This window comes from Rhizobium esperanzae, from assembly GCF_014197615.1.
GTDB lineage: Bacteria > Pseudomonadota > Alphaproteobacteria > Rhizobiales > Rhizobiaceae > Rhizobium > Rhizobium esperanzae_A.
Genome location: NZ_JACIFY010000001.1, coordinates 249,797 through 276,626 on the forward strand (window position 1 = coordinate 249,797; position 26,830 = coordinate 276,626).

Genomic DNA, 26,830 nt, shown 5'->3' on the forward strand with positions numbered 1-26,830 from the left:
GCTCCTGTTTCATGGGATGCCGCTTCAACGAAATGGCGGCCCGAAAGGTTCCGCCGCAACCGATCTTTTGTTGGCCGCAAAGCCGCCTCGGCCGGGCGGCAGCCTTGTGCAGCTTTTCGCGTGACAAACCCTTCATTTCCTGTCGGGTTTGTTTTAAGGAACGTCGAATGTCCGCCCGCGCGCGGCTCAATGATACTGCGAGGTTTGCGTTTCTATGTTCCATATCCTGAGAAGAGCCGCTCAGACTTGGGTCGCCAAGCTGCTGATGCTTCTGCTGGTCGGGTCCTTCGGCATCTGGGGCGTCTCCCGGTCGCTGATAACGGGCGGCAACAGCACCACGGTCGTGACCGTCGGCGATCAGCATGTGGACGTCAACGAATTCCACCTCGCCTATCAGCGCCAGGTCGCAAGCCTCAGCCAGCAGTTCGGCATGCGTCTCACCCCGGAACAGGCCCGCGCCTTCGGCGTCGAACAGCAGGTGCTCGCCCAGCTCGTCGCCGGCGCCTCGCTCGACCAGCTCGCCGAAGACATGAACCTCGGCCTCTCCCAGGATCGCCTTGCCCAGCTGATCGCCGACGATCCGGCTTTCAAGGCGGTCAACGGCAAGTTCGACCGTGAGCTCTTCATCTCGCGCCTGCGCAATGCCAATATCCGCCAGGACGATTACATCAACGAGCGCAGCAAGGTCGCCGTCCGCAGCCAGGTCGTCGATGCCATTTCGAATGGTTTCACCGCCCCGAAGACGCTGGTCGACGCCCTGAAGCTCTATGGCGATGAAAGCCGCAGCATCGACTATCTCCTGCTCACCAACGCCAATATCGAGCCGATCAAGGCGCCTGCCGACGACGTGCTGGCGGCGTGGTTCGAAGGCGTCAAGCAGCGCTACCAGGCGCCTGAATACCGCAAGCTCGTCTATCTCAAGCTGCAGCCGGCCGATATCGCCGACGCCGCAACGGTCACCGACGACCAGATCCACGAAGCTTTCGACAAGAGCAAGGATACTTACCGCACGCCGGAAAGCCGCACCATCGAACAGCTGACCTTTGCCAGCAAGGATCTTGCCGCCGCCGCCGAAACGGCGCTGAAGGGCGGCACCAGCTTCGACCAGCTGGTCTCCGACCAGGGCAAGACGGCAAGCGACGTGCTGCTCGGCGAATTCACCAAGGACAAGGTTCCCGACCAGGCCGTTGCCGATGCGGCCTTCGCAGTTTCGAAGGATGGCGGCACGACGCCTGTCGTCGAAGGCTCCTTCGGCTCCGTCATCCTGCGCATCACCAACATCAAGCCAGAAACGGTGAAGAATTTCGACGAGGTGAAGGAAGACATCCGCAAGCAGCTGGCGCTGTCCAATGCCTCTCAGGAAGTGATCAACGTTCATGACCGCATCGAGGACCTGCGCGCCGGGGGCGCCACGCTCGAGGATATCGCCGGCCAGCTGAAGCTCACCGCCGTGGCTGTCGACGCCGTCGATATGACCGGCGCCGACAAGGACGGCAAAGAGGTCAAGGATATCCCCGCCAAGCAGCAGTTGCTCGGCGAAGCCTTCAAGACCGAAGTTGGTGTCGATGCGCCGCCTCTGCCGATCGGCAATGACGGTTATGTCTGGTTCAATGTCCGCGAGATCACTCCGACCCGCGAGCGCCCGGTCGCCGAGGTGCACGAAAAGGCGGTCGAGGACTGGACGGCGGAACAGCAGAAAGCCGAACTCGCCAAGAAGGCCGACGAATTGAAGGCCGAGGCAGCCAAGGGCAAGGCGCTTGCCGATATCGCGACGCCGCTCGGCATCGCCGTCGAAAGCAAGAGCGGCGTCACCCGCTCCACCGATGATCCGGTGCTGGGCCGCGCCGGCGTCACCGCCGCCTTCTCCGGGCCCATCGATACGGTTGCGAGCGCTGTCGGCGCCGATCCCTCGACGCAGATCCTGATGAAGGTCACCGAGGTCAACAGCCAGCCGACCAGCGACGCGCTGAACAACCGCGACGCCCAGATCACCAGCATGGCCAACGCCGCCGGCGACGATATTCTCGATCAGATGGTCAACCTGCTGCAGACGCAGTATGGCGCTCAGATCAACCAGACGCTCGCCGAACAGGCAACGACCCGCTAGAACAGGATGATTTCAGGCCGGGTCGGCCTGAAATCTGAATCCTGTTCTAAATTAAATAGTTAGGGCATGATGTCGTCCGAAAACCGCTCACACTTTTCGGCATCATGCTCCAGGAGGCCTTATGACCGATCTGAAGCCGTTCCTGGCCAAGGCCGCAAGTCGCGAGCCGCTGACGCGTGACGAGGCTCGCGCCGCCTTCGACATCCTGATGTCGGGCCAGGCGACACCCTCGCAGATCGGCGGCTTCCTGATGGCGCTGCGCGTGCGCGGTGAAACCGTCGACGAGATCGTCGGCGCCGTCACCGCGATGCGCGCGAAGATGCTGGCCGTCGAGGCGCCTGAAGATGCGATCGACATCGTCGGCACCGGCGGCGATGCCAGCGGCACCTACAATATCTCGACCCTGGCGGCCCTGATCGTCGCTGGCGCCGGCGTCCCCGTCGCCAAGCACGGCAACCGGGCACTGAGTTCGAAATCGGGCGCGGCCGACAATCTGGCCGCCCTCGGGGTCAAGCTCGATGTCGGTCCCGAAATCATCTCCCGCTGCATCGCAGACGCCGGCGTCGGCTTCATGTTCGCGCAGATGCATCATTCCGCCATGCGCCACGTCGGACCCTCTCGCGTCGAACTTGGCACGCGCACTATCTTCAATCTGCTCGGCCCCCTTTCCAATCCGGCCGGCGTCCGCCGCCAGCTGCTCGGCGTCTTCTCGCCGCAATGGCTGGTGCCGCTTGCCGAGGTCATGCGCGATCTGGGCTCCGAATGTGTCTGGGTCGTCCATGGCGACGGCCTCGACGAAATCACCACCACCGGCATCACCAAGGTCGCAGCCCTCGAAGACGGCAAGATCCGCACTTTCGAATTGTCGCCCGCCGATTTCGGCGTCAGCCCCTGCGTGCTCGCCGATATCAAGGGCGGTGATGGCGTCGCCAATGCCGCCGCGCTTCGTGAGGTGCTCAGTGGCGCCAAGAATGCCTATCGCGATGTCTCGCTCGCCAATGCCGCCGCCTCGCTTGTTATAGCGGGCAAGGCGGAGACGATCCGCGACGGCATGACGCTTGCTGCGCATTCGCTGGACAGCGGCGCCACCGCGCTCGCCCTCGACAAACTCATCGCCGTTTCCAACGATATCGACTAGGATTGGCCGATGACCGATATCCTGAAGAAGATCGAACTCTATAAGCGCGAGGAAATCGCCGCCGCCAAGGCTGCCGTGTCGCTTGCCGAACTGAAGGCGATGCAGGCCGGCCAGTCCGCACCGCGCGGCTTTTACAAGGCGCTCGTCTCCAAGCGGGAGGCCGGCCATTTCGGTCTGATTGCCGAGATCAAGAAGGCAAGCCCGTCCAAGGGGCTGATCCGTCCGGATTTCGATCCGCCGGCGCTGGCAAAGGCCTATGAAGCCGGTGGCGCGGCGTGCCTTTCCGTGCTGACCGACACGCCGAGTTTTCAGGGCGCACCGGAATTTCTGACGGCGGCGCGGGCCGCCTGCGCCCTGCCCGCTCTGCGCAAGGACTTCATGTTCGAGACCTATCAGGTCCACGAGGCGCGCGCCTGGGGTGGCGACTGCATTCTGCTGATCATGGCGTCGCTGAGCGATGACGATGCGGAGCGTCTGCAGGACGAAGCTTTCTCGCTCGGTATGGATGTGCTGGTCGAGGTTCACGACGCGCCGGAAATGGAGCGGGCGCTGAAGCTCTCCTCGCCGCTTATCGGCATCAACAACCGCAATCTGCGCACGTTCGACGTCAGCCTGACGGTCAGCGAGACGCTTGCCTCGATGGTGCCGGCAGACCGGCTGCTCGTCGGCGAAAGCGGTATCTTCACCCATGCAGATTGCCAGCGCCTGCAGGCCGTCGACATCAATACCTTCCTTGTCGGCGAAAGCCTGATGCGCAAGGACGACGTGACGGCCGCCACCCGCGCGCTGCTCTTTGGCGAAGCCGCCATCGCGGCCGAATGACATGAGCGGCGCAAAACCCGGTCTGACCCATATCGATGCCTCCGGCGAGGCGCATATGGTCGATGTCTCCGACAAAGGCGAAACGGTGCGAATCGCCACCGCCGAGGGCCATGTGAAGATGGCGCCGGAAACCCTCGCGCTCATCCGCCAGGGTAATGCCAAGAAGGGCGATGTGATCGGCACGGCGCGCCTTGCCGGCATTATGGCGGCAAAACGCACCGCCGATCTCATCCCGCTCTGCCATCCGCTGATGCTGACGAAGGTCACGGTCGAGATCGAGGAGGATGCCGCCCTGCCCGGCCTGCGCGTCACCGCAACCGTCAAGCTGACCGGCAAGACCGGTGTGGAGATGGAGGCGCTGACCGCGGTCTCGATCGCCTGCCTGACGATCTACGACATGGCCAAGGCAGCCGACAAGGCGATGGAGATCGGCGGCGTCAGGCTGCTCGAAAAATCCGGCGGCAAATCCGGCGATTTCCGTCATCCGGAGGCGAAATGAACCTTCTGCCGGTCGCCGAGGCCCTCAATCGCTTGCTTTCCCGCGCAAATCCGGTGGCCGCGTCCGAGACGCTGTCGCTCGCAGAAGCGGAAGGCCGCGTTCTTGCCGTCGATCTCACGGCCGGCCTCACCCAGCCACCCTTCAATGCGTCGGCCATGGATGGCTATGCGCTGCGCGGTGAAGACGCACCGGAGCCGGGTGCTGAACTGAAGGTCATCGGCACGTCTTCCGCCGGCCACGGCTTCGAGGCAAGCGTTGGCAAGGGAGAGGCCGTCCGCATCTTCACCGGCGCGCCTGTCCCGTCAGGCGCAGATAGCGTCCTGCTGCAGGAGGATGCGGAGAAGATCGAAGGCGGCATCCGAACCAATTTCCCCGTGCGGCAGGGCCAGCATGTGCGCCCCCGCGGTCAGGATTTCGTCGACGGCGAAGCTGTGCTGCCCGCCGGCACGGTGCTCGATTTCTCGCGGCTGACGGTCGCCGCCGGCATGAACCGGCCTGAGGTCTCGATATTCAAGCGTCCGCTGATCGCCATCCTCGCAACCGGCGACGAGTTGCTGCCGCCCGGAAGCACGCCCGGCCCTTCGCAGATCATCGCCTCCAATACGTTCGGTATTGCAGCCCTTGCCCGCAAAGCCGGCGCCGATGTGCTCGATCTCGGCATCGTGCCTGACGATAAGGCGAGGATCACCGCGGCGATCGACGCGGCGCGGGACGCCAAGGTCGATGTCATCGTCACCCTCGGCGGTGCCTCGGTCGGTGATCATGATCTGGTGCAGGCGACGCTGATCGAAGCCGGCATGCAGCTCGATTTCTGGCGCATCGCCATGCGCCCCGGCAAACCGCTGATGGTCGGCAGCTTCGGGCAAACTCATGTGCTCGGCCTGCCCGGCAATCCGGTCTCGAGCCTTGTCTGTTCGCTGCTCTTCCTGGAGCCGCTGATCCGCAAACTCGCCTCCCTGCCGCCGGTGCAGCGCGAGACAACGGTGGAGGCTGCCGTCACATTACGCGCCAATGATCACCGGCAGGACTATATCAGGGCGAGACTCGCGAAATCCACGACCGGAAACTGGCTGGCCCAACCCTTCGGCAAGCAGGATTCGTCGATGATGAAGGTCTTCGCGCAGGCCGACTGCCTCATCATCCGCCCGCCGCACGCGCCGGAACTGCCGGCCGGAGCCCCCTGCCCGGTCATGCTGTTGCGGCCGGATCTTCTCGTCTAGTTGTGTCTTCAGCTATTGCGGAGAGCGAAAAGACGCCCGCCTGAACCGCTCCGCCATTCGTGCCCGCACCGAAGTCCGCAACCGCATGGGTCGCGATTCGCCTGAGTTCCCTTTGCGGCAGGTGAGCGCGCTCGGGATCGCCGATCAGCACCTCAATCCCGCTCGCCTGACAGCGCCGCAGGAAAACCATCACCTTCAAGGCAAGGGCGGGGTCGTAGAACAGATCGCCGACCACGAGGAGGTCGGTTTCCGGCAGCGAAGCTTCTATGATGTCAGCAGCGATAGCCGTGATATCCACCCCGTTGATCGCCGCGTTGAGACCGATTGCTGCGATCGCATTGGCATCGACATCGACCGCCGTGACCGCGGCAGCTCCGGCCTTCGCCGCGGCGATGGCGACGAGTCCGGAGCCGGCGCCGAGATCGAGGACGCGGCGGCCGGCAACGACTTCTGGCCGGTCGAGCAGATGGCGGGCAAGAACCGCGCCGCCGGCCCAGGGATAGGCCCAGTAAGGCGGGAGATCGGTCTCTCTCCGGCCTGCAAGCCGCCAGAGCCCGCTCGCAGGCCCGGCCGTATGGAGCAGGATGTCGGGGATTGCAGGGACGGGCGAGATCGGCAGGTTGGCCTGTATGAAAGAGGCAGGATCGGGATCTGGCACGGCGGAGCGTTTCATCGTCGTCATGCTCCCTGCCCCATCATGAAATCCGGCGTTTCACACCGTCGAGGAACAAAGCCCTCCGCCTGACCCGGCGAAAGGCTGCCGGCGCAATCAGCCGGGCTTCTTCTTCGAAAACTTACCCTTCGGCCCGGCGCCACCCTTGCCCTCATATTTCGGGCGTTCAGACTTAGCGCCTTCTGACTTCCCGCCTTCAAATTTCGGCTTGTCGTATTTAGGCTTGTCGGATCTCGGGCCGTCGAAACCGGGCTTGCCCGGTTTTTTGCTCCAGGGCTTGCCATCCTGTCTTTGCTGGCCGCTATTGTCGGCTGCAGCATATCCGCCGCCCGGGCCCTTGCCGAACTTGTTCTTTGGGCGTTCGTCGCGGAACGTGTCGCTCGGCCTGTCGTCACGCGACGATTTGCCGGCATAAGGCTTCGGCGACGGCGCCCGGCTGAAGTCCGGCGTGCCGGAAAGCCTGCTTACGCGGATGCCGCGTTCGAGCGTCTTGTTCGGTCCGAGGGCTTCCTGGAAACCATCGGCACTTGCAGCCGCGATTTCCACGAAGGTTTCCTCGGGCTGCATCTTGATGGCGCCGATCTCGCGCTTGGTGACATTGCCGTTGCGGCAGAGCATCGGGATCAGCCAGCGCGGCTCGGCATTCTGCTTGCGGCCGACCGAGACGGAGAACCAGACGCTGGCGCCGAAATCCTCGCGCGGACCCTTCTGCGCCGGCGCGTAGGGCTCGGCATTGTCGCGGCGCTTGCGGCTGCGATCATCCTGAACGGTGACCTCGATGAGATCCTCCGGAGCCGAATGATTGGTGCGATAAAGGCGCAGGAAGGCGGCGGCTAGCTTTTCGGCGCCGTGGCTGGAAAGCAGCTGCTGCACCAGCCCCTGTTCGTCTTCCTGCGGCGCGTCGCTGAAGATCGGATCGGCGAGCAACCGCTCGTCGTCACGCTCGCTCACCTCTTCGGCCGACGGCGGCCGCGCCCAGGCTGCCGAAATACCGGCATTGTCGAGCAAGCGCTCTGCCTTGCGTCGCGCGTTCAGCGGCACGATCATGGCGCTGATGCCCTTGCGCCCGGCCCGGCCGGTGCGGCCGCTGCGGTGCAGCAGCGTTTCCGGATTGGTCGGCAGGTCGGCATGGATGACGAGATCGAGGCCCGGCAGATCGATACCGCGGGCGGCGACGTCGGTCGCGATGCAGACGCGGGCGCGCCCGTCGCGCATGGCCTGCAGCGCATGGCTGCGTTCGTTCTGCGTCAGCTCGCCGGAGAGCGCCACGACGGAGAAATTGCGGTTGTTGAACCGCGCGGTCAGATGATTGACGGCAGCACGCGTCGAACAGAAGACGATGGCGTTGGTCGCCTCGTAATAGCGCAGCACGTTGATGATCGCGTTCTCGCGGTCGCTCGGAGCGACCATCAGTGCGCGATATTCGATATCGACATGCTGCTTTTCCTCGGCCGCGGTGCTGATGCGCACGGCATCGCGCTGGTAGCTCTTGGCAAGCTTGGCAATCGCTGCCGGCACGGTGGCCGAAAACATCAGCGTCCGGCGCTCGTCCGGCGCCGAATCGAGAATGAATTCGAGATCCTCGCGGAAACCGAGGTCGAGCATTTCGTCGGCCTCGTCGAGCACCGCAGCCTTCAGCTCCGACATGTCGAGCGCCCTGCGGCGAATATGGTCGCAGAGCCGGCCGGGCGTGCCGACGACGATATGGGCACCGCGTTCGAGCGCACGGCGCTCGCTGCGGATATCCATGCCGCCGACGCAGCTTGATATCACCGCGCCGGTCATTTCATAGAGCCATTCGAGTTCGCGTTTCACCTGCAGGGCAAGTTCGCGGGTCGGAGCGATGACGAGGGCGAGCGGGGCGCCTGCATTGCCGAAGCGTTCGCTGCCCTCAAGCAGCGTCGGCGCCAGCGCCAGCCCGAAAGCGACGGTCTTACCGGAGCCGGTCTGGGCCGAGACCAGCGCGTCGGAAGCGGCAAGCGCCGGATCGAGCATCGACTTCTGCACCGGGGTGAGTTCGGCGTAACCGCGCTTCTGCAACGCCTTGGCGATCGCCGGAACGACGCCGTTGAATTCTGTCATGAGTTCGATCTTTCGGAGCTGTCAGGCGCGAAATGCGCCATGGCCGGAGCCAGCCGGCGGGATATTTGCGCCGTTCCTAGCCGCTCCCGCGGCGATTGTCAAAGCGTGCGGCTGCGCCACAGCCAGGCGTCGATATGGCTTGTCCGGCCGCGCAGCGTCGTTTCCAACGGCCCCTCCATCCGGCCAGCCTGCGCAAGCACGCTGTCAGAGCCTGCTGCGCGGACGATTTCGGCGCTCAGCGCCAGCTCGACGCCGTGGCGGGCTGCGACCTCCATCAGCCGGCTGCCGACATTGATGGTGTCGCCCGCCGCGGTGATCTGCTGCCTGTCGCCGGTGCCGAGACGCGAGGCGACGATCGGGCCGCAATGGGCGCCGACCTTGAAGCCGATCTTCTTTTGGGCAAAGCCGGCATGGGCGCCAAGCCAGGCCCGGGTGCGCTCGCAAAGGCTGACCGCGCAGGCGGCGGCCCGGGCGGCATCGTCCTCGGCAGGCTCCGGTAGGCCGAACAGGATCATCGCCCCGTCGCCCATGAAGCTGGTGATGGCGCCGCCATGGGCGCGCGCCTCCTCGTCGATTATTTCGAAGAAGCCGCTCAGCACCTCGCTCACCTTGACCGGTCCGAGGGTTTCGCTGAGGCCCGTGAAGCCCGAGAGATCGATGAAGATGACGGCAGCGTTCTGGCGCACCGGCTCAGCCAGAAAATTCGGATCGCGCGCCAGCCACTCGCCAAGGCCCGGCGCTTCGATGCGCTGCAGCAGCGCGCTCTGCTCGGCGAAATGGCGGGCGCGGCCGCGGTCGAGCCAGAGTTCGGCCGCGCCGAGGATCAGCACCGGCGGCAAGGCAGCGGCGATCGGCAGCGCCGCACTCAGCCAGTAGCCATGCGCGAAGGCCGACAGATTAAGCATCGCCCAGACGATCAGCGTCAGCACGATGATGACATAACCTGCCGCACTCCGGCGCCAGGCGATCAGGCAAACCAGCACGAGCGTCAGGCCGATGGCGATGCCGGCATCGATCAGTCTGGTTCCGCGGTCGCGCACCATGCCGTCGCCAGTGACCAAATGGGTGATTGCCGTCGACATCACCTCGACGCCGGGCATGACGGGATCGAACGGTGTCGGGAAAACGTCGCCGCCGCCGGTGACCGTCGAGCCGATGACGACGATGCGGCCGGCGACCGCATCCGCCGCCAGCTTGCCGTCGAGCGCATCGGCGGCGCTTGACGTGGCGATGCTGCCGTGCCCGCCATAGAAGGTCACCGGCAGCTGCTGGCCGATATCGGTGGGAATGCGCAGCTTGCCGAGCATGATGGCACCGGGTTCGATCGTGGGGTCGACGCCAAGTGACACCGAAGCGGTCCGCAGCGGAAAGGCCGGATCCAGCCGGTCCGCCGCCCGCGAAATCAGCGGAATGAAGCGTGGTGTGCCGGTCTGATCGGTCGCGACATTGACGATGCCGACTGCGGCCGCCTCGGCAAAGCGGGGAAGCGGCAGGAGAAGCTGGCTCGCCTCGGGAATGGCGGCAAGCGGATCGTTCGCCGCATCGGTGACCTGCTGGCGGCTTTGCGCGAAGGTGGCGGCCGCAGCAATCACGCTCGGCCCCTGGGCAAGGGCGGTTGCCAGCGCCGCATCGCCCTGCTCCGGCCCCGGATCGACCAGCAGAATATCGAGCGCCAGTGCCTTCGGCTTCAACGCGGTGATCGCGCCGATCAGCCGCGCAAGGGTTGCCCGATCCAGCGGATAGCCGTGGGCGGCGGCGGTGCGGTCATCGATGGCGACGATCGACACGACCGGCGGCGGTGTCTTTGCTCCGATGACGGCGCTGCGAATATCGGCAAGCGAAGCCTCCATCCGGTCGAGTAGGCCGCTTCCGCCATTGAGGTTGACGTAGCCGAGTGCTGTCGCCCAGAGACCGGCGAGCAGCAGCGCGATCACGGTCTGCAGGCGATGGTTCATGGATTATTGGCCGAGACGGGCAAGAAGAGCGGCAACGCGCGGTGCCGGCCAGCGGCGCACGACGAGCGGCTCCGTTCCGCCCGAAACGTCGACGCCCTCGCCAGGCGACAGCACCACCTGCTCGCCGGCCGGCCGCCGCACCGCGACGCTGCCTCTGACGACCAGCACCGAGGTTTTGCCGCCGGCGACGTCGACCGCCCATTGCGTGCCGCGCACGGCGGCGATCGCCTGCGGTGTCACCACCTGGAAGCCGCCAGCATGCTGGCTGCTGTCGACATCGACGAGGATGGCCTTGCGCCGCAGCGATGCCGAATCGGGGCTGCCGTCACCATTGCGGTCGGCAAGGCGGAAGGAGGCGCCGGCCTCCGCCGTCACCTTGACGCCGCCCGGACAAGTGAACACCTGGCGCCCGTCGGCCTCGCGCGACATCGTGCAGCCGGCGGACTGCGCAAAGGCCGCCCCTTCTGGAAACAGGCCGACCGCGAGTGCGCCGGCAAACAGGCAGCGAAGCGTGATATTCATGGAAAGCCCCCATGACCGTGCGGAGCGGCTCATGTCGAAAGCGCCCGCCAACCGTCTTCTCCCATACCGGGCATGATAGCCGAATTCGGATATTTCCCTATGCGAAAAAGCAGACTGGCGTCATCGCAGGCGGATTCCTAAGGGGCGCTCCTTGTTGCAGGCGCCGGCCCGGCATAACGCGCCCGCGGCCGGATCAACTCTCCGCTCCCGATCTGCTCCATCGCATGTGCCAGCCAGCCGGTGGAACGGGCTAGCGAAAAAATAATGATCGGCGCCTCCCGCGGCAGATCGAAGGCGACCGCCATAGCGGCAAGCGCGAAATCGACGTTGACCTTTTCGCCGACCATCTCCTCGCCCGCCTCCAGGAGTTCGGCAAACTGCGGTGGCAGGCGAAAGTGCGAAAGCAGCGCCTGAGCCCTGAGATCGCCATCGGGATAGAGCGGATGGCCGAAGGCTGAAAGGTGATTGCCCTGGACGAGCGAGCGGCGGATCGCCTGCTCGGCTCCGAGCGCTGAGGCCCTCTCGATCAGCGCGTCGACGCCCTGCCATGCAGCGCCATGCAGCGGCCCTGTCAGCGTTGCCAGACCCGACAGCACGGCGGCCGAAAGGGCGGCACCCGCCGATGCCGTGACCCGCGCCGCAAAGGCCGAGGCGTTGAGTTCGTGATCGGCAAGTAGCACCAGCGCCCGGCGCAGGCAATCGGCGGCATCCGGCCGCTGCCAGCTTGCGGCAAGCCTGAGATGCAGCGGCTGCTCCGAAGGCCCCGGCGCCAGCGCATCGGCGACGGTGGAAAGGACCGCTTGCGCCTCGCGGCGAAGGGCCGCCTGCGACCGGCCGAGCGACGGCAGATCCGATGTTACCTGCCCGGCAAGCGCCACGAACGCCGCCTCAAGCGACGGGGCGGCGTGCCCGGCCTCAGCCTTCAAGGACAGCGCTTCGGCACCATTCCAGAGCAGTGCTGCCGTCTGCTCCAGCGTCGCCGCCTCGGCGAAATCGGCGGCGTCCCGTCCGCGATAGAAAAGCCGTCCATCCATGATGGTGGAGATTGCCGAAGAGAGAACCGGATCGCCCCAACGGATGGCCTCGGCGGCAACGGTTTCCGTCTTGCGCCGGCCGGCATGGCGTTCGGCCAGCCGCTGCACGTCGGCAGACTGGTAGAGGCTGCGGCGCGGGTCGGCGGGATCCGGCTTGGCGCGGATGCGCCCGCGGCTGACATTGGCGTAGAGCGTCTGCGGCTTGGTTTTCAGCGCCTGCAGCGCCTCCTCGGCAGTCAACCACGACATCGGAGCCTCACATTGATCATTTTCATCAAGATTGACGTCAATGAGAGTAGGTCGGATCATTCAGGCCGTAAAGGAGAAAACAACATGAAAAATGGCTTGGAAGACGTCATCGCCGCCGAAACGCAGCTGTCGGATGTCGATGGCGAAGCGGGACGGCTGATCATCCGCGGCGTATCGCTCGATCATCTCGTCGCAGACTGCAGCTATGAAGGTGTAGCAGCCTTGCTACTCGACGGGCTGATGGAACGAAGCTTCGGCGAAGCGGAGTTGCGCAACTGGCTGGCGAAAGCCCGGAAACAGGTGTTCGGCCATATCGGGGCCGCCGACGCCGCCCTGCTGGCCCTGCCTCCCGTCGATGCGCTGCGGGCGCTGATTGCCCGGCTGCCCGACGGCGACGATTTCGATACCGCGCTCAGCCTGCTGGCCGCGCCCGCAGTCTTCCTGCCGGCCATTCTCAGGCTGCAGCGCGGTGAAGGGCCGATCGCGCCCGACGCCTCGCTGCCGCAGGCGGCCGACATCCTCCGCATGCTCACAGGAGAATTGCCGACCCGGGAGCAGACGTCCGCACTCGACGCCTATCTCGTGACGATATCCGATCACGGCCTCAACGCCTCGACCTTCGCATCGCGCGTCATCGCCTCGACGCAGGCCGGTCTCACCTCCTCGGTCCTGGCGGCGCTGAGCGCACTGAAGGGACCGCTGCATGGCGGTGCGCCCGGTCCGGTCCTCGACATGCTGGATGCGATCGGAACCGCGGAGAATGCCGGGCCATGGCTCGGCGAAGCGCTCGATCGCGGCGAAAGGCTGATGGGTTTCGGCCACCGTATCTACCGGGTCCGCGATCCCCGCGCCGATGCGCTGAAAGGTGCGCTGAAGCCGTTGATCGCATCAGGACAGGTGGACAGCGCCCGCAGCGCTCTGGCCGAAGCCGTGGAGGCGGCGGCATTGGCGATCCTCAAACTGCGCAAGCCGGACCGGCCGCTCGACGTCAATGTCGAATTTTATACCGCACTGCTGCTCGAAACGCTCGGCTTCCCGCGTCAGGCCTTCACCGGCGTCTTTGCGATCGGCCGCACCGTCGGATGGCTGGCGCATGCCCGCGAACAGGCGCTTGACGGCCGGCTGATTCGTCCGCGCTCGGTCTATATCGGCCCGCTGCCGGCCGCCGCCTGAAGATGGAATGCGGCGGTGGGGCATGCCCTGCCGCCTCGCTCAACCGCCGACGAAGACGGCGAGGTTGTCAAGCGTCGAACGGCAGCCTTCCTCATTGTCTTCAAGGCGAATGCCGGAGGGAATGTTGTGGCAGACCATCGTCACGTCAGTGCCGCCATCGGCGGGTAACAATGTTGTGCTGACCGTCATCTCGCCGGAAAAACTCTCATCCTCGGAATCGAAGACCGTCGCCCAGACGATCTGTTCGTCAGGCACGAGCCCTGCAAAACGGCCTTCGAACTGTCGGTCTTGTCAGAGGTTTTGCCCGACTGAAACGTCTCGTCGTCGGGATAGACGAGCGACATGCTGAAGGCGCCGCCTTCCCTGCCCTCGAAGGCATGGACGATGCCCTTCATCGAATCCGGCGGAAGCCAGGCGGCAACCGCCTGTTCGTCGAGGAAAGCCGGTAGATGCGCTCGCGTGGTGCGGCGATGAAGCGTGAGACGGTGGTGCTGCGTGGAGTGGTCATGCCGGCGACATAGCGCGAGCACGAATATTGACCAGATCGCGCTTGAAATCGCGCGATCTGGTGCCGGCATTCGTCAGACGAGGCGGCTCTGTTCCGTCGCCGCTTCGATGAAGCTGGCAAACAGCGGATGCGGGTCGAGCGGCCGGCTCTTCAGTTCCGGGTGATACTGAACGCCGATGAACCAGGGATGATCGGGATATTCGATCGTCTCCGGCAGCACGCCATCCGGCGACATGCCGGAGAAGACGAGGCCGCAGCTCTCGAGCCGGTCCTTGTAGTCGACATTGACCTCGTAGCGGTGGCGATGACGCTCGGAAATATCGGTGGAACCGTAGATTTCCGAGATCTTCGTACCTTTCTTCAGCGCGGCCTTATAGGCGCCGAGGCGCATCGTGCCGCCGAGATCGCCGGCCGCGGTACGCTTCTGCAGCTCGTTGCCCTTGACCCATTCGGTCATCAGGCCGACCACCGGCTCCTTGGTCGGACCGAATTCGGTCGAGGAGGCGCTGGACACGTCGGCGAGATTGCGTGCCGCCTCGATGACAGCCATCTGCATGCCGAAGCAGATCCCGAAATACGGCACCTTGCGTTCGCGGGCGAAACGGGCTGCATGGATCTTGCCCTCGGAGCCCCGTTCGCCGAAGCCGCCGGGCACGAGAATGCCGTGCACCTTTTCGAGATAGGGCGCCGGATCTTCCTTTTCGAAGACCTCGGACTCGATCCATTCGAGCTTGACCTTGACGCGATTGGCGATGCCGCCGTGATGCAGCGCCTCGATCAGCGATTTATAGGCATCCTTGAGGCCGGTATATTTGCCGACGATCGCAATCGTCACCTCGCCTTCCGGCGTGCGGATGCGGTTGCAGACCTCTTCCCAAGGGTCGAGACGCGGCTTCGGCGCCGGCTCGATGCCGAAGGCGGCCAGCACTTCGTCATCAAGCCCTTCCTTGTGGTAGGCGATCGGCACATCGTAGATGTTGGCGACGTCGAGCGCCTGGATGACGGCGGACGGGCGGACATTGCAGAACAGCGACAGCTTGCGGCGCTCGGCTTCCGGAATTTCCCGGTCGGCGCGTACCAGCAGGATATCGGGATGAATGCCGAGCGCCTGCAATTCCTTGACCGAATGCTGCGTCGGCTTGGTCTTCAACTCGCCGGCCGCCGGAATGTAAGGCATCAGCGTCAGGTGGACGTAGACGGCGGTGCCGCGCGGCAGATCGTTGCCGAGCTGGCGAATCGCCTCCATGAACGGCATCGCCTCGATATCGCCGACCGTGCCGCCGATTTCGCAGATGACGAAGTCGTAATCGTCATTGCCCTCGATAACGAAATCCTTGATCTCGTTGGTGACGTGCGGAATGACCTGCACCGTCGCGCCGAGATAGTCGCCGCGCCGTTCCTTGTCGATGATGTTCTTGTAGATGCGGCCGGTGGTGATGTTGTCGGTCTTGGTCGCCGAACGCCCAGTGAAGCGTTCGTAATGACCGAGATCGAGATCGGTTTCCGCGCCGTCGTCGGTCACGAAGACCTCGCCGTGCTGGGTCGGGCTCATCGTGCCCGGGTCCACGTTCAGATAGGGATCGAGCTTGCGAAGCCGGACCCGATATCCACGGGCCTGCAGCAACGCTCCGAGAGCCGCGGCCGCAATTCCTTTTCCGAGAGAGGAAACCACGCCGCCAGTGATGAATACGTATCGCGCCATGGGATTCACCGGATACCTTTTCAAAAACGATTCCACCAGCCCCAAAAATTCTTTTCCGGAATTTTCGGAGCGTCGCGCAGGAATCTGAACAAAAGAAAACCGGCAGACCCTGGGGCCTGCCGGCGGTTTATGTCGAAGCCCGGTTTATTGTGCCGTCGGGACGCCGGAAGGCTGAGCCGGCGCCGGCGTGGCGGCAGGAGCTGCAGGCGCAGTCGCCGCCGGAGCGGTGGTCGTCGCCGGTGCAGTGGCAGCCGGAGCCTGAGTTGCCGGTGAAGTCGTTGCAGGAGCTTGTGCAGCCGGAGCCTGCGGTGCGGGCGTTGCCGCCCCGCTGCTCGGAACGCCGTTGCCGGCCGGCGGATTTGCCGGGGCCTGCGCGCCGCCGCCGAGCGAATCGAGAATGCCGTTGCCCTGGCCGCCTGTTGCCGGAATGCGGTCGAGAATGTCGCTCGGGCGGCCTTCGTAACGCGTCAGAATGCCGAGGCCGAGCGAGGTCAGGAAGAACAGGGTCGCAAGGATCGCGGTCGTACGCGTCAGCGCATTGGCCGTGCCGCGGGCCGACATGAAGCCCGAACCACCGCCGATGCCGAGGCCGCCGCCTTCCGAACGCTGGATGAGCACCACGCCGACGAGGGCGAGCACGATCATGAGATGAATGACAATCAATACGGTCTGCATGGGTCCAGTCCTGCCCGCCTGGAGACGGACATAAGTAAGAATTCTGGCGGCTCTTTACATGAGGCTTTCGTCTATTCCAAGCCCTTCAGCCCGGAATAAACTGGGAATGAACAATGCCTCAGGCGAGCAACGCCTCATAGGCCCGGTAAATGGCGAGGAAGTCGGACGCTTTCAAGCTCGCCCCGCCGATCAGCGCGCCGTCGACATTGGCAATGCCCATCAGCTCGCCGGCATTGGCCGGCTTGACCGAGCCGCCATAGAGCAGGCGCATCTTGCGGCCTTCATCGCCGAAGCGGGCCACGAGCTCGGCGCGCATGAAGGCATGTGCCTTTTCCACGTCGCCTGATGTCGGCGTCACACCGGTGCCGATCGCCCAGATCGGCTCGTAGGCGATGACGGTGTTCTCGGCGGTGGCGCCGTCCGGAACCGAGGCGGAAAGCTGGCGCTTGATGATGTCGAGCGCCTGCCCGGCGCGGCGTTCGTCCGCCGTCTCGCCGATGCAGATGATCGCCGTCAGGTCGGCGGCAAAGGCTGCCTCCGCCTTGGCGCGCACCAGATGATCCGTTTCGGCATGGTCGGTGCGCCGCTCGGAATGGCCGACGATGACATAGGTACCGAAAGCATCGGCGATCATTTCGGCAGAGATGTCGCCGGTATGCGCGCCGGAGGCCTTCTGATGGCAATCCTGCGCACCGATCGAAAGCGGGCTGTCGGTGCAGAGCGCGGTTGCCACATAGAGCAGCGTCGTCGGCGGGCAGATCAGCGCCTCGACCTTATCGACGAGCGGCGGGCGCACGCCCTCGGCGATCGCCTTGATCTGATCCAGCGAGGCACGCGTGCCGTTCATTTTCCAATTTCCCGCCACAAGCGGTCGCACGTCAGGTGTCATGCCGGCCTTCCCAAAATCTGTCTGTGCCTGCGGCAATATCAAAAGCTTGCGGCAAAGAAAAGCATCATGCCCCTGGACGTAAGGGGAATAGCTGCGATCGCGTGCAGATTTCTGCCGAAAAACGACGGGCAGCACGCTTCAGCCGGCAAGAATCCAGTTCAACACCCGGCGCCAGTCGATCATCCGGATCGGCGTTCCGTGGTTGCCGGTCTGAAACAGTGTAAAGCGCGCCGGGTATTTTGCCTTGTGCAGGCTTTCGAACAGTGCCTGCTGGTCGCTTGCCGCATAGACCGGGTCACGGCTGCCATGGGCGAACCACAGCGGTAGCTTCGCCTTGTAGAAGGCGCTCCTGGTGAAATCGGGATCGGTGACGCCGCTCATGACAAGCATGCCCTTCAGCCGCTTGACGCTTTCGCCGTCACGCGCAATGCCCCAGCAGACCTGGCTGCCCATCGAGGCGCAGGAAAGGATGATCGGCCGGCCGGGCGACTGGGCGCTGGCATAACGGATGAGGCCGGCGATCGCGGCAACGCCGTTGCTGTCGAAGCTCCTGACCGTCGGTGAATAATAGACGCCGCCATTGCCGGCGACGAGGTTCTTAAGCCGGTTGAAATTGCCGCCGAAACTGTAGTCGTTGGCCCCCAGCCGGCGGTCGCCGTCGCGGCCATGGATGAAAATCACCGTGAAGGCGGCATTCTGAGCCGGTCCCACCCTGGTGACATCGAGCGCGATGCCGTCGAGCGACAGCGTCTCGTCGGCCTGGGTCTTGCGGATGCCGAGCGCCACATATTTTTGCTGCACCCGCTTTTGCGGGATCTGGTCGCGGCCGTTGATATCGCGCATCTCGTCATAGTCGATGACGTCGAAGGCGCCGTCGTCGCTTGTCTGCAGCACGGTCTGTTTCGAGAACAGATCGTCCTTGAAAGGTGGCAGCGCATCGCCCGCCTGCGCCGGTCCGCCGGCGGAAAGCACGGCCGCGGACAGGAAAAACGCCGCAATTGCCGATATAACAGTGTAATGACTTGTGGACATTCGCATGCGGATGGTTTCCTGAAGCCTGCCGCCGCTTGCCATTCCGCGCCCGGCAACGCAAATCATGTATGAAAAGCCCCGCCAAAACGGGCGGTGTCGCGTATAGAGGTGCTTTCTGGCAAAATCTGCCTGATTCGCAAACGTGACATGAAATGCGGTGATTTTGGGTCGGCGGAGGATGCAAGCCCCAAGCCAGACCCAAGACAGGATGAAGATCTGAACGGCTCCATGGACGATAGCAACGACCTCTTTTCCGCAGTGCCCCTCTCTGACAAACGCGAGGAGGCACAAAAGCCTGCCGCGCCGAGTGAACGGCCGCCCGTCGCTGTCGCGCCGGCCCCTGCCCCCTCGGCGCCTGCACGTCCCGCACCCGCCGCGTCGAACGCGGACGAGTACGGCGCCTCGTCGATCCGCGTCCTCGAAGGCCTGGAGCCGGTGCGCATGCGCCCGGGCATGTATATCGGCGGCACCGATGAGAAGGCGCTGCATCACCTCTTTGCCGAAGTCATCGACAATGCGATGGACGAGGCAGTCGCCGGGCACGCCAATTTCATCGAGGTCTATCTTGACCTTGAGGGTTATCTCACCGTCTCCGATAACGGCCGCGGCATCCCGGTCGAAAACCATCCGCAGGTCCCGGGCAAATCGACGCTCGAAGTCATCATGACCAAGCTGCATGCCGGCGGCAAATTCGACGGCAAGGCCTACGAGACATCCGGCGGCCTGCACGGCGTCGGCGTCTCCGTGGTCAACGCGCTCTCCGACGACCTCGAGGTCGAGGTGGCGCGCAACCGCAAGCTCTACCGCCAGCGTTTTTCCCGCGGCCTGCCGCAGGGCGGGCTGGAAGAGCTTGGCGACGTCCACAATCGCCGCGGCACGCGCGTGCGTTTCCACCCCGACCCCCAGATCTTTGGGGATCACATGAAGTTCGACGCTGCCCGGGTGTTCCGGATGGCGCGCTCGAAGGCCTACCTGTTCGGCGGCGTCGAGATCCGCTGGAGCTGCGAGGCGGGTGTTTTGCCCGAAGGCTCCGAGGTGCCCGACAAGGCGGTCTTCCATTTCCCCGGCGGCCTGAAGGATTATCTCCAGGCGACGATGGGCAAGGAATTCACCGTCACCCGCGAAATCTTCGCCGGCAAGACCGAGAAGGTGAGCGGCCACGGCTCGATGGAATGGGCGATCACCTGGTATGGCGGCGATCCGCAGGTGCATTCCTACTGCAATACCATCCCGACCCCTGAAGGCGGCACGCATGAGGCGGGCCTGCGCATCGCGCTAACCAAGGGCCTGAAGGCCTATGCCGAGCTGACGCAGAACAAGCGCGCCGCCCAGATCACCACCGATGACGTGATGATCTCGGCCGTCGGCATGCTCTCGGTCTTCATCCGCGAGCCTGAGTTCGTCGGCCAGACCAAGGACAAGCTCGCCACCGTCGAGGCCCAGCGCATCGTCGAAAACGCGCTGCGCGACCCCTTCGACCACTACCTTGCCGACAACCCGAACGAGTCGGCCAAGCTGCTCGACTGGGTGATCGAGCGCGCCGAGGAGCGTCTGCGCCGCCGCAAGGAAAAGGAAGTCAACCGCAAGACCGCCGTGCGCAAGCTGCGTCTGCCCGGCAAGCTCGCCGATTGTTCGCAGAACACCGCCGAAGGCGCCGAACTCTTCATCGTCGAAGGTGACTCGGCAGGCGGTTCGGCCAAGCAGGCGCGCAACCGCGCCAACCAGGCCATTCTGCCGCTGCGCGGCAAGATCCTGAACGTTGCCAGCGCCGGCCGCGAAAAGCTCGGCGCCAACCAGCAGCTCGCCGATCTCATCCAGGCGCTCGGCTGCGGCACGCGCTCGAAATACAGGCAGGAAGACCTGCGCTACGAGCGCATCATCGTCATGACCGATGCCGACGTCGACGGCGCCCACATCGCCTCGCTGCTCATCACCTTCTTCTATCAGGAGATGCCGGAGCTGGTGCGCGGAGGCCATCTCTTCCTCGCCGTGCCGCCGCTTTACAAGATCACCCAAGGAGCGAAATCCGCCTATGCCCGCGACGACAATCATCGCGCCGAGCTGATGCAGACGGACTTCAAGGGCAAGGCCAAGGTCGAGATCAGCCGCTTCAAAGGTCTCGGCGAGATGATGCCAGCCCAGCTCAAGGAAACCACCATGGATCCGTCCAAACGCACCCTGCTCAAGGTGCTGATCGACGAGGTGGATTTCGAAGGCACCCGCAGCGCCGTCGACGATCTGATGGGCACCAAGCCGGAAGCCCGCTTCCGCTTCATCCAGGAACGCGCGGCTTTCGCGGAGAATCTCGATATCTAATGAGAAACCCAGGGTGGTTATGGCCACCGCTAAAACTGGCCTGTGTTGAAGCCATCGTCAGCCAACGGGAGAATGCATCGGAGCGTGGGCGGGAACTGATGATCCTACTCGACATTCCCTAATGTCTCTACGAACTGGCTTAGGTAGGGCTAGCTCCCGCAAACCGCCTTTGATCAGCCGAATGATGAACGAGTTCAACAACGAAGTTCGTTTCGACGAAGTCTCTCCGATGGCGTTTGCGGTTTGCGCCCAATCCTAGACCGCACGCCACGTCTTGACACCGGATCGTCCGGACAGACGCGCAAGGCACATCTCTGTAACTGCACGACGAGGTTCTGCGCACCACTGTCACAGCTCGGGTGCATCCCTATAAAATGTTGTAACGCGTTCCGGCTGCCAAATCTTTGGTGCGAAGGCACATTGCATCCGTCCCGTGTTCCCTTGCGTGGAACCCGAAGATATCTATTGTCGACGAATGCCGGGCGGTTGGGAGTATCTAATGTCGGCAATGCCTTTCTCAACGATTTCGACGCCGCTCAACGCGCTGTTCGTGACAATAGGTCTCTTGGTCGTTGCCGCACTGACGACGCAGGGCCTTACTGGACAGGAGAGGCTTGTCCTTGAGCTACTACTTGCGGCAATTTGGTTGGTCTATGTCCTCCAATTGAGCGGGACATTGCTTTCACGGCGACACCGCTTGCCAGGCGGGATGCCGACCCTGGTGATCGATTTGCTCGCGGTTCTGGTTCCGGCTGCTGCATTCTTGTTCGTTGGGTCCCGTGATCGAAACCTCTATTGCGCCATTTGGCTTCTCAAGCCGTTGCGCGACTCGACCTTTTTCAGGCTGCTGGCAAAGGTGGTCGCGAATGAATCGCGCAATCTGCTTGGCGTGACATCGGTGTTCGGCATCGTTCTTTTTGGCGCTGCGTTGGGCGGTTATATCATCGAGCGAGACGTCCAGCCCGATAGGTTCGGCAGCATCCCGCAGGCGATGTGGTGGGCGGTCGTGACGCTGTCGACGACCGGCTACGGTGACGAGATTCCGCAGAGCCTTGCAGGTCGAGTTCTGGCCGGATTGGTGATGATGAGCGGGATCGGTATTTTTGCACTTTGGGCCGGCATCCTCGCCACCGGCTTCTACGAAGAGGTTCGTCGCCAAGACTTCGTTCGCAACTGGCAATTGGTCGCTGCCGTACCCCTGTTCCGGAAGCTTGGTTCCGCTGCACTGATCGAGATCGTTCGGGCGTTGCGACCGCGCATTGTCCCTGCAGGTGCCGTGATCTGCCGCAAGGGCGATGTTGGCGATCAGATGTTCTTCATTGTCGAGGGGCGGGTCACCGTGGCGACACCCGACCATCCAGTGGAACTCGGTGCCGGAAACTTCTTTGGCGAGATGGCGCTGATCAGTGGCGAACCGCGCTCAGCGACGGTCAGCGCAGCGACCGAGGTATCGCTGCTGTCGCTCTACGCCGTGGATTTCCAGATGTTGTCGAGCAGTAGTCCGGAGATCGCGGAGACCATCCGCAAGACGGCGCTGGAGCGGCGGAGCGGGCCGCCGAGGGAATAATCCAACCTGATGGCTGGGCATCGCCAAACCGCCCCGCCGGCGCCCAAGGTGATGGTACTTCAGTAAATTTCTGCAGGTAGTCGAGACGGTGTCTGCTCCCTGATTCTCGATAAACTCGGAAGCCTTGGAGGAGGCAGCCGTAGCTGCCACCTCTTGCTTTTACGTTATGCCGCCGCGGGTCGGTTGATTGTCAGGAAGTGCCGGACGACGGGCTTCTCAGGACCGACATGGTAGGCCAGCACCTTGCCCTGCAGGTCGGCGTCGGCGTTGGACACCCGCTTGTGCTGGCGAAGATGTTCAGCCCAGGATTCAACCATGAACCACTCCACGATCTTCTCCGGGTCGGCCGAGTCCTCGGTGACGCCCCATCCGTAGGCACCGTCCCGGCGGCGCTCCTTGGAAAGATGGTCGAGGGCATGCAGGAAGGCGCTCCGGTTCTGGGTCTCGATCTTGTACTCAATGAGGATCAGAACCGGGCCACGGTCATGGGCAACGGGTTCGGCGACCAGAGGCTCGGGCCAGTGGTTGGACGGCACCAGGTCGGCATCGCCGGCCGGAAGCTTCACCCGGTGCATGATGAACCCGGCGATGAGCAGGCCGATGGCCCCGATGATCAAGGTAGACTGGATACCGACAGCCTCGCCGACCGCACCCCAGCCGAGGCTTCCGGCAGTCATCGCACCGTTGAAGACGGTCAGGTAGACGGCAAGCCCACGACCGCGCACCCAGTTGGGAAGGACGGACTGCGCAGTGCCGTTGAGCGTTGTCAGGGCGGTGATCCATGCACCACCGAGGAAGAGAAGGACGATGATGGCGACCCACTTCGGTGGAGCGAGAGCAAGGACTCCCATGACTGCGGCGGTGATAACCGCTGCGCCGAGAAGCAGGCCATCGGAACTCAGGCGTTGGCGCAGCTTAGGCATCACCAGCGCTCCACCGATCGCGCCTGCACCGACTGCACCGAGCAGGATACCGTAGAAGCTGGCATCGCCACCGAGCAATTGGCGGGCAACGAGCGGAAGAAGAGCCCAGACGGCGCTGGTGAAGGCGAAGAAGATCGCGGCGCGCAGGAGGACGACATGCAGTGGCGTGCTTGAGCGGGTGTAGCGAAGTCCGGCTCGAAACGCGCCAAAGAAATTCTCTTGGAGAGCGTCGTTCGCGTTCTTGGCGCGCGGCCACCAGACGAGACCTGCGATCACCACGATGTAGCTGGCGACGTCCGCGCCATAGGTGATCCCCGCGCCAAAGGCTGCGAGAAGCAGGCCGCCTGCGGCAGGGCCGATGGAGCGGGCGATGTTGATACCGAGCGAGTTCAGCGCCACCGCGCTCTTCACGTCCTCGCGCTTCACCAATTCCGGAACGATCGCCTGCCAGGTCGGCCCCATCAGCGCGGCTCCAATCCCGCCGAGGAAGGTCAGCCCGACGAGAGCACTGACCGAGAGCGTGCCGGTCTGCGAGAGGAGCATCAACGAAATGCTCACGGAGGCCAGTAGCACCTGAACGGCGATCAGGAACTTGCGGCGATCCAGGATGTCGGTGAGAACGCCTGCCGGAATGGCAAGCAGGAAAATCGGCAGAGTTCCGGCCGCCTGGACCATGGCGACCGCGGCCGGCGATGCCGAAAGATCCGTCATCAGCCAGGAGCTTGCGACATCGCGCATGAAGCTTCCGGTGTTGCCAATCACGGTGGCGATCCAGAGGACCGCGAAGACAGGCTGGGCAAGGGGCGCAAAGGTTCCCCCGGATGCTTTTGCGGCGCTCACCTGCCTGTTCCCTTCGCGAGGTCGAATGCGGCGACGAAGGCGAATGCGCCAGCAAGACCGATATGTTCAAAGAAGGCGTTGGACGCCATCATCCGGTCCATACCAGGCGCCATCTCCCAGAAGCGCAGGGCGATGAGAGTTGCGATAAGCGTGAAGCCGGAGAGTGCGAGTGCGCCTGCCCAGCGCAGGAAACCGGAGATCACCATCGCGGAGGCCATCAGTTCGAACACTATGACGGCGACCGCGAAGAAAGCGGCTGGGCGAAGACCGAAGTGATCCATCTCGGCCAGGGCACCGTTGAAGTTGAGGATCTTGGTGATCGGGCCTTGGATGTAGGCCGCGCAAAGTGCGAGGAGAGACATTCTCCGAGCAACCGGCGAGCCAACCACGTTTGTGACACTGCTCCGGACTGGATTCGAAGGTTGAGATTGGTAGGTCATGTCGGCTCCTGTATGTTCGCCGCAAGCGGCTGTGTTCGATGGAGCGATATTGGCTGGCTACCGCGTCGCCAACAATTGCAGCAATAGTTTCGATTTAATTGCAAAATCCGCAATTATTGACGACGCTCGAGACTTTATGTCACCCGAGTTGAGGCCTGGTCAGACCGCCCAGCAAGAACAACCGAGAGCGCCGAAGAACCCCTTGATGTCGGCGATCGGCAGCTTGGATGTCCAGGCTCCGGCATGGTCGTGGCCGTGCACGCCGCAATTGCTCGCACATCCGCATGTAGAGATCGCGGTGCGCCGCAGCGAACGAGCGCCTGCCCCTTCCGCTTCGCCCCAAGCCGCGTAACCGCCGAACTTGCGGACAGGCGACCAGTCAGGCATCGCGGGCGGAAGGTCGTTCTCATCGAGCGTCTTGAAGTCACCTGCGCCGTATACGATCTTGCCGCCAACCATTGTCAGTTCCGAAACGAGGAAGGAGATTTCGTCCTCGGCGCAGGAGAAGAAATCCTTGTCCGGAACCACGAGATCAGCGAACTGACCCTTCTCGATGCGTCCTTTCTTGCCTTCCTCATTGGAGAACCAGGTCACTTTCTCGGTCCACATCCTGAGCGCCGTCTCCCGGTCTAGGCAATTGGCGCGCGGATAGAGCTGCATTCCGCCGACCGTCTTGCCAGTCACCATCCACGACAGCGAGACCCACGGATTATAGGAGGCGACGCGGGTAGCATCGGTACCGGCCGAGACGTTCACGCCCTTGTCGAGCATCTTCCTGATCGGCGGGGTCGCTTCCGCCACGCCGTGCCCGTAGCGCTCAACGAAGTATTCGCCCTGATATGCCATGCGGTGTTGGGTGGCGATGCCACCGCCGAGGGCGGCGATACGGTCGATCGAGCGATCCGAGATGGTTTCGGCGTGGTCGAAGAACCAGTTCAATCCTTCGAGTGGAATGTCCTTGTTGACCTTCTCGAACACGTCGAGGGCGCGGGAGATTGTCTCGTCATAGGTGGCATGCAGGCGCCAGGGCCAGCGGTTTTCCGCGAGGACGCGAATGACCTCTTCCAGCTCACCTTCCATTTCCGGCGCCATCTCCGGACGGGGCTGGCGGAAGTCTTCGAAGTCGGCGGCCGAGAAGACAAGCATCTCGCCCGCACCGTTGTGGCGGAAGTAGTCGTTGCCCTGCTTGTATTGGACCGACCGCGTCCACTTCAGGAAGTCCTGCTTTTCTTCCTTGGGCTTCTGGGTGAAGAGGTTGTAGGCCAGACGCACCGTCATCTGTTTCTCATCGGAGAGCTTCTGGATGACCTCGTAGTCGTCTGGATAGTTCTGGAAGCCTCCGCCCGCATCGATCACGCCTGTCACGCCGAGGCGGTTCATTTCGCGCATGAAGTGACGGGTCGAGTTAACTTGGTAGTCCAGAGGAAGCTTCGGCCCCTTGGCGAGCGTCGAGTACAGAATGCCCGCATTCGGCTTCGCGAGCAGCATGCCAGTCGGGTTGCCGTTGGGATCGCGCGTGATTTCACCACCCGGCGGGTTCGGCGTATCGCGAGTGTAGCCGACGGCGCGCAGGGCCGCGCCATTCAGGAGTGCCCGGTCGTAGAGATGCAACAGAAAAACCGGGGTGTCGGGCGCGATCGCATTGATCTCCTCGATGGTTGGCAGTCGCCTTTCGGCGAATTGATGTTCGGTGAATCCGCCGACGACGCGAACCCATTGCGGCGCGGGCGTGATCGCCACCTGGCGCTTCAGCATGTCCATCGCGTCGGCAAGTGAGCGCACGCCGTCCCAGCGAAGTTCCATGTTGTAGTTCAGGCCACCGCGAACGACGTGGGTATGGTTGTCGATCAGGCCGGGCAGAACACGCTTGCCCTTGAGGTCGACGATCTTGGTGCCGGAACCAGCCAGCGCCATGATCTCGCTGTCGGATCCGACTTCCAGAAACAGCCCATCCTTGATGGCGATCGCCGTCGCATTCGGATTGGTCCGGTCAAGGGTCGTCACGCGGCCATTGTGGAGGATGAGGTCGGGATGCATGGTGCCTACTCTGGTCGGGTTGGGATTGGCGGCTTTTGCCGGGGAGATGAGGTTCGAGAACGCCAGGCTCGATGCGCCTCCAAGAAAGGATCGACGCGTCGTCATCAACTCCGCCCCTCAATATTCGCCTTCGCCTGATGGGCAATCTCGATACGATCGGTGCCCTTCGGCAGGTGGCCGAACACGTGCGGCTTGATCTGATGGATCCAAGAAATGGCCGCCGGCTCCTTTGTCCAAAGCGACTTCGCGAGCGGAAGGATCTGCTCGCCGACCAGAATACCGAGAAGGCCGACCAGGGCAACGACAGGTGGCGCGGGTGACCGGACATTCAACAGACTGTAAACGATACCGACAAGCAGGCCTGCGCCAAGTGAGAGGAAATAGACTTTCATGGGATGTTCTCCGGTTGCGGAAAGAGCCGCACCGA

At 63.5% G+C, this 26,830-nt stretch carries 21 protein-coding genes and 1 pseudogene; 8 read left to right on the forward strand and 14 right to left on the reverse strand.

Going from position 1 to position 26,830, the window contains the following annotated elements; translation table 11 throughout:
* The first annotated feature begins 214 nt into the window (after positions 1 to 214).
* The 5 genes from GGD57_RS01285 to GGD57_RS01305 all read left to right on the forward strand — a co-directional run bounded on the left by GGD57_RS01285 (position 215) and on the right by GGD57_RS01305 (position 5,786).
* Positions 215 to 2,107, forward strand: coding sequence for a peptidylprolyl isomerase (locus GGD57_RS01285; RefSeq protein WP_184466089.1), 1,893 nt, complete (start codon positions 215 to 217; stop codon positions 2,105 to 2,107).
* A gap of 121 nt (positions 2,108 to 2,228) precedes the next feature.
* Positions 2,229 to 3,245 carry an anthranilate phosphoribosyltransferase gene (gene trpD / locus GGD57_RS01290; RefSeq protein ID WP_184466091.1) on the forward strand — a complete coding sequence of 339 codons (1,017 nt, stop codon included), beginning with the start codon at positions 2,229 to 2,231 and terminating at the stop codon, positions 3,243 to 3,245.
* Between the two features lie 9 nt (positions 3,246 to 3,254).
* A complete protein-coding gene (trpC, locus tag GGD57_RS01295) occupies positions 3,255 to 4,067 on the forward strand; it encodes an indole-3-glycerol phosphate synthase TrpC (protein ID WP_184466093.1) in 813 nt (270 codons plus the stop codon).
* A gap of 1 nt (position 4,068) precedes the next feature.
* Positions 4,069 to 4,566 carry a cyclic pyranopterin monophosphate synthase MoaC gene (gene moaC, locus GGD57_RS01300; RefSeq protein ID WP_184466095.1) on the forward strand — a complete coding sequence of 166 codons (498 nt, stop codon included), beginning with the start codon at positions 4,069 to 4,071 and terminating at the stop codon, positions 4,564 to 4,566.
* A complete protein-coding gene (locus GGD57_RS01305) occupies positions 4,563 to 5,786 on the forward strand; it encodes a molybdopterin molybdotransferase MoeA (protein WP_184466097.1) in 1,224 nt (407 codons plus the stop codon). Before moaC ends, GGD57_RS01305 begins: the two co-directional genes overlap by 4 nt.
* Here the strand turns inward: GGD57_RS01305 and GGD57_RS01310 are convergent.
* The 5 genes from GGD57_RS01310 to GGD57_RS01330 form a co-directional block, all read right to left on the reverse strand.
* Positions 5,755 to 6,459 (reverse strand): class I SAM-dependent methyltransferase, encoded by a 705-nt coding sequence (locus GGD57_RS01310; protein WP_184466503.1) that lies wholly within the window; start codon positions 6,457 to 6,459, stop codon positions 5,755 to 5,757. The genes GGD57_RS01305 and GGD57_RS01310 overlap by 32 nt on opposite strands.
* Positions 6,460 to 6,555: 96 nt before the next feature.
* Entirely contained in the window at positions 6,556 to 8,541 is a 1,986-nt protein-coding gene (locus tag GGD57_RS01315) for a DEAD/DEAH box helicase (RefSeq protein WP_184466099.1), read from the reverse strand.
* A 98-nt stretch (positions 8,542 to 8,639) separates the two neighbouring features.
* Entirely contained in the window at positions 8,640 to 10,496 is a 1,857-nt protein-coding gene (locus tag GGD57_RS01320) for a CHASE2 domain-containing protein (RefSeq protein ID WP_184466102.1), read from the reverse strand.
* A gap of 3 nt (positions 10,497 to 10,499) precedes the next feature.
* On the reverse strand, positions 10,500 to 11,018 hold the full coding sequence (locus tag GGD57_RS01325; RefSeq protein WP_184466104.1) for a FecR domain-containing protein: 519 nt from the start codon (positions 11,016 to 11,018) through the stop codon (positions 10,500 to 10,502).
* Between the two features lie 137 nt (positions 11,019 to 11,155).
* Positions 11,156 to 12,301 (reverse strand): citrate synthase, encoded by a 1,146-nt coding sequence (locus tag GGD57_RS01330; RefSeq protein ID WP_184466106.1) that lies wholly within the window; start codon positions 12,299 to 12,301, stop codon positions 11,156 to 11,158.
* Positions 12,302 to 12,385: 84 nt separating this feature from the next.
* On the opposite strand from GGD57_RS01330, the gene GGD57_RS01335 reads away from it, so the two are divergent.
* Positions 12,386 to 13,474: a citrate synthase/methylcitrate synthase gene (locus GGD57_RS01335; protein ID WP_184466108.1), complete on the forward strand. Its 1,089-nt coding sequence runs from the start codon at positions 12,386 to 12,388 to the stop codon at positions 13,472 to 13,474.
* 39 nt (positions 13,475 to 13,513) lie between these two features.
* Here GGD57_RS01335 and GGD57_RS01340 read toward each other — a convergent pair.
* The 5 genes and pseudogenes from GGD57_RS01340 to GGD57_RS01360 all read right to left on the reverse strand — a co-directional run bounded on the left by GGD57_RS01340 (position 13,514) and on the right by GGD57_RS01360 (position 18,286).
* Positions 13,514 to 13,982: pseudogene (locus tag GGD57_RS01340) on the reverse strand (SRPBCC family protein).
* 73 nt (positions 13,983 to 14,055) lie between these two features.
* Positions 14,056 to 15,684, reverse strand: coding sequence for a CTP synthase (locus tag GGD57_RS01345; RefSeq protein ID WP_097612815.1), 1,629 nt, complete (start codon positions 15,682 to 15,684; stop codon positions 14,056 to 14,058).
* Positions 15,685 to 15,828: 144 nt separating this feature from the next.
* Positions 15,829 to 16,359 (reverse strand): preprotein translocase subunit SecG, encoded by a 531-nt coding sequence (secG, locus tag GGD57_RS01350; protein ID WP_184466110.1) that lies wholly within the window; start codon positions 16,357 to 16,359, stop codon positions 15,829 to 15,831.
* Between the two features lie 118 nt (positions 16,360 to 16,477).
* A complete protein-coding gene (gene tpiA, locus GGD57_RS01355; protein ID WP_184466112.1) occupies positions 16,478 to 17,248 on the reverse strand; it encodes a triose-phosphate isomerase in 771 nt (256 codons plus the stop codon).
* Between the two features lie 138 nt (positions 17,249 to 17,386).
* Positions 17,387 to 18,286, reverse strand: a complete 900-nt coding sequence (locus GGD57_RS01360) for an alpha/beta hydrolase (RefSeq protein ID WP_184466115.1) — start codon at positions 18,284 to 18,286, stop codon at positions 17,387 to 17,389.
* A 222-nt stretch (positions 18,287 to 18,508) separates the two neighbouring features.
* Here GGD57_RS01360 and parE point away from each other — a divergent pair, with 222 nt between their 5' ends.
* On the forward strand, positions 18,509 to 20,596 hold the full coding sequence (parE, locus tag GGD57_RS01365; protein WP_184466117.1) for a DNA topoisomerase IV subunit B: 2,088 nt from the start codon (positions 18,509 to 18,511) through the stop codon (positions 20,594 to 20,596).
* A 499-nt stretch (positions 20,597 to 21,095) separates the two neighbouring features.
* Positions 21,096 to 22,163, forward strand: coding sequence for a cyclic nucleotide-gated ion channel (locus GGD57_RS01370; protein WP_184466119.1), 1,068 nt, complete (start codon positions 21,096 to 21,098; stop codon positions 22,161 to 22,163).
* A gap of 164 nt (positions 22,164 to 22,327) precedes the next feature.
* Here GGD57_RS01370 and GGD57_RS01375 read toward each other — a convergent pair whose 3' ends face one another.
* The 4 genes from GGD57_RS01375 to GGD57_RS01390 form a co-directional block, all read right to left on the reverse strand.
* A complete protein-coding gene (locus GGD57_RS01375) occupies positions 22,328 to 23,926 on the reverse strand; it encodes an MFS transporter (protein WP_184466121.1) in 1,599 nt (532 codons plus the stop codon).
* A complete protein-coding gene (locus GGD57_RS01380) occupies positions 23,923 to 24,366 on the reverse strand; it encodes a DoxX family protein (protein WP_184466123.1) in 444 nt (147 codons plus the stop codon). The genes GGD57_RS01375 and GGD57_RS01380 overlap by 4 nt, the downstream gene beginning before the upstream one ends.
* Before the next feature lie 159 nt (positions 24,367 to 24,525).
* The gene (locus GGD57_RS01385) at positions 24,526 to 26,508 is read right to left on the reverse strand and encodes an amidohydrolase (protein WP_184466125.1); all 1,983 of its coding nucleotides are present in this window, start codon (positions 26,506 to 26,508) and stop codon (positions 24,526 to 24,528) included.
* Positions 26,508 to 26,795, reverse strand: a complete 288-nt coding sequence (locus GGD57_RS01390) for a XapX domain-containing protein (protein WP_184466127.1) — start codon at positions 26,793 to 26,795, stop codon at positions 26,508 to 26,510. Before GGD57_RS01390 ends, GGD57_RS01385 begins: the two co-directional genes overlap by 1 nt.
* Positions 26,796 to 26,830 lie beyond the last annotated feature (35 nt).

What these genes read in the sequence shown, in the direction of transcription:
- secG (WP_184466110.1), bottom strand. Translation starts at nt 16,359, where the DNA reads ATGCAGACCGTATTGATTGTCATTCATCTCATGATCGTGCTCGCCCTC.
- GGD57_RS01345 (WP_097612815.1), bottom strand. Translation starts at nt 15,684, where the DNA reads ATGGCGCGATACGTATTCATCACTGGCGGCGTGGTTTCCTCTCTCGGA.
- trpC (WP_184466093.1), top strand. Translation starts at nt 3,255, where the DNA reads ATGACCGATATCCTGAAGAAGATCGAACTCTATAAGCGCGAGGAAATC.
- GGD57_RS01285 (WP_184466089.1), top strand. Translation starts at nt 215, where the DNA reads ATGTTCCATATCCTGAGAAGAGCCGCTCAGACTTGGGTCGCCAAGCTG.
- GGD57_RS01305 (WP_184466097.1), top strand. Translation starts at nt 4,563, where the DNA reads ATGAACCTTCTGCCGGTCGCCGAGGCCCTCAATCGCTTGCTTTCCCGC.
- GGD57_RS01385 (WP_184466125.1), bottom strand. Translation starts at nt 26,508, where the DNA reads ATGACGACGCGTCGATCCTTTCTTGGAGGCGCATCGAGCCTGGCGTTC.
- GGD57_RS01325 (WP_184466104.1), bottom strand. Translation starts at nt 11,018, where the DNA reads ATGAATATCACGCTTCGCTGCCTGTTTGCCGGCGCACTCGCGGTCGGC.
- tpiA (WP_184466112.1), bottom strand. Translation starts at nt 17,248, where the DNA reads ATGACACCTGACGTGCGACCGCTTGTGGCGGGAAATTGGAAAATGAAC.
- GGD57_RS01360 (WP_184466115.1), bottom strand. Translation starts at nt 18,286, where the DNA reads ATGCGAATGTCCACAAGTCATTACACTGTTATATCGGCAATTGCGGCG.
- GGD57_RS01320 (WP_184466102.1), bottom strand. Translation starts at nt 10,496, where the DNA reads ATGAACCATCGCCTGCAGACCGTGATCGCGCTGCTGCTCGCCGGTCTC.
- moaC (WP_184466095.1), top strand. Translation starts at nt 4,069, where the DNA reads ATGAGCGGCGCAAAACCCGGTCTGACCCATATCGATGCCTCCGGCGAG.
- GGD57_RS01390 (WP_184466127.1), bottom strand. Translation starts at nt 26,795, where the DNA reads ATGAAAGTCTATTTCCTCTCACTTGGCGCAGGCCTGCTTGTCGGTATC.
- GGD57_RS01330 (WP_184466106.1), bottom strand. Translation starts at nt 12,301, where the DNA reads ATGTCGTGGTTGACTGCCGAGGAGGCGCTGCAGGCGCTGAAAACCAAG.
- GGD57_RS01380 (WP_184466123.1), bottom strand. Translation starts at nt 24,366, where the DNA reads ATGACCTACCAATCTCAACCTTCGAATCCAGTCCGGAGCAGTGTCACA.
- trpD (WP_184466091.1), top strand. Translation starts at nt 2,229, where the DNA reads ATGACCGATCTGAAGCCGTTCCTGGCCAAGGCCGCAAGTCGCGAGCCG.
- GGD57_RS01370 (WP_184466119.1), top strand. Translation starts at nt 21,096, where the DNA reads ATGTCGGCAATGCCTTTCTCAACGATTTCGACGCCGCTCAACGCGCTG.
- parE (WP_184466117.1), top strand. Translation starts at nt 18,509, where the DNA reads ATGGACGATAGCAACGACCTCTTTTCCGCAGTGCCCCTCTCTGACAAA.
- GGD57_RS01335 (WP_184466108.1), top strand. Translation starts at nt 12,386, where the DNA reads ATGAAAAATGGCTTGGAAGACGTCATCGCCGCCGAAACGCAGCTGTCG.
- GGD57_RS01310 (WP_184466503.1), bottom strand. Translation starts at nt 6,459, where the DNA reads ATGAAACGCTCCGCCGTGCCAGATCCCGATCCTGCCTCTTTCATACAG.
- GGD57_RS01315 (WP_184466099.1), bottom strand. Translation starts at nt 8,541, where the DNA reads ATGACAGAATTCAACGGCGTCGTTCCGGCGATCGCCAAGGCGTTGCAG.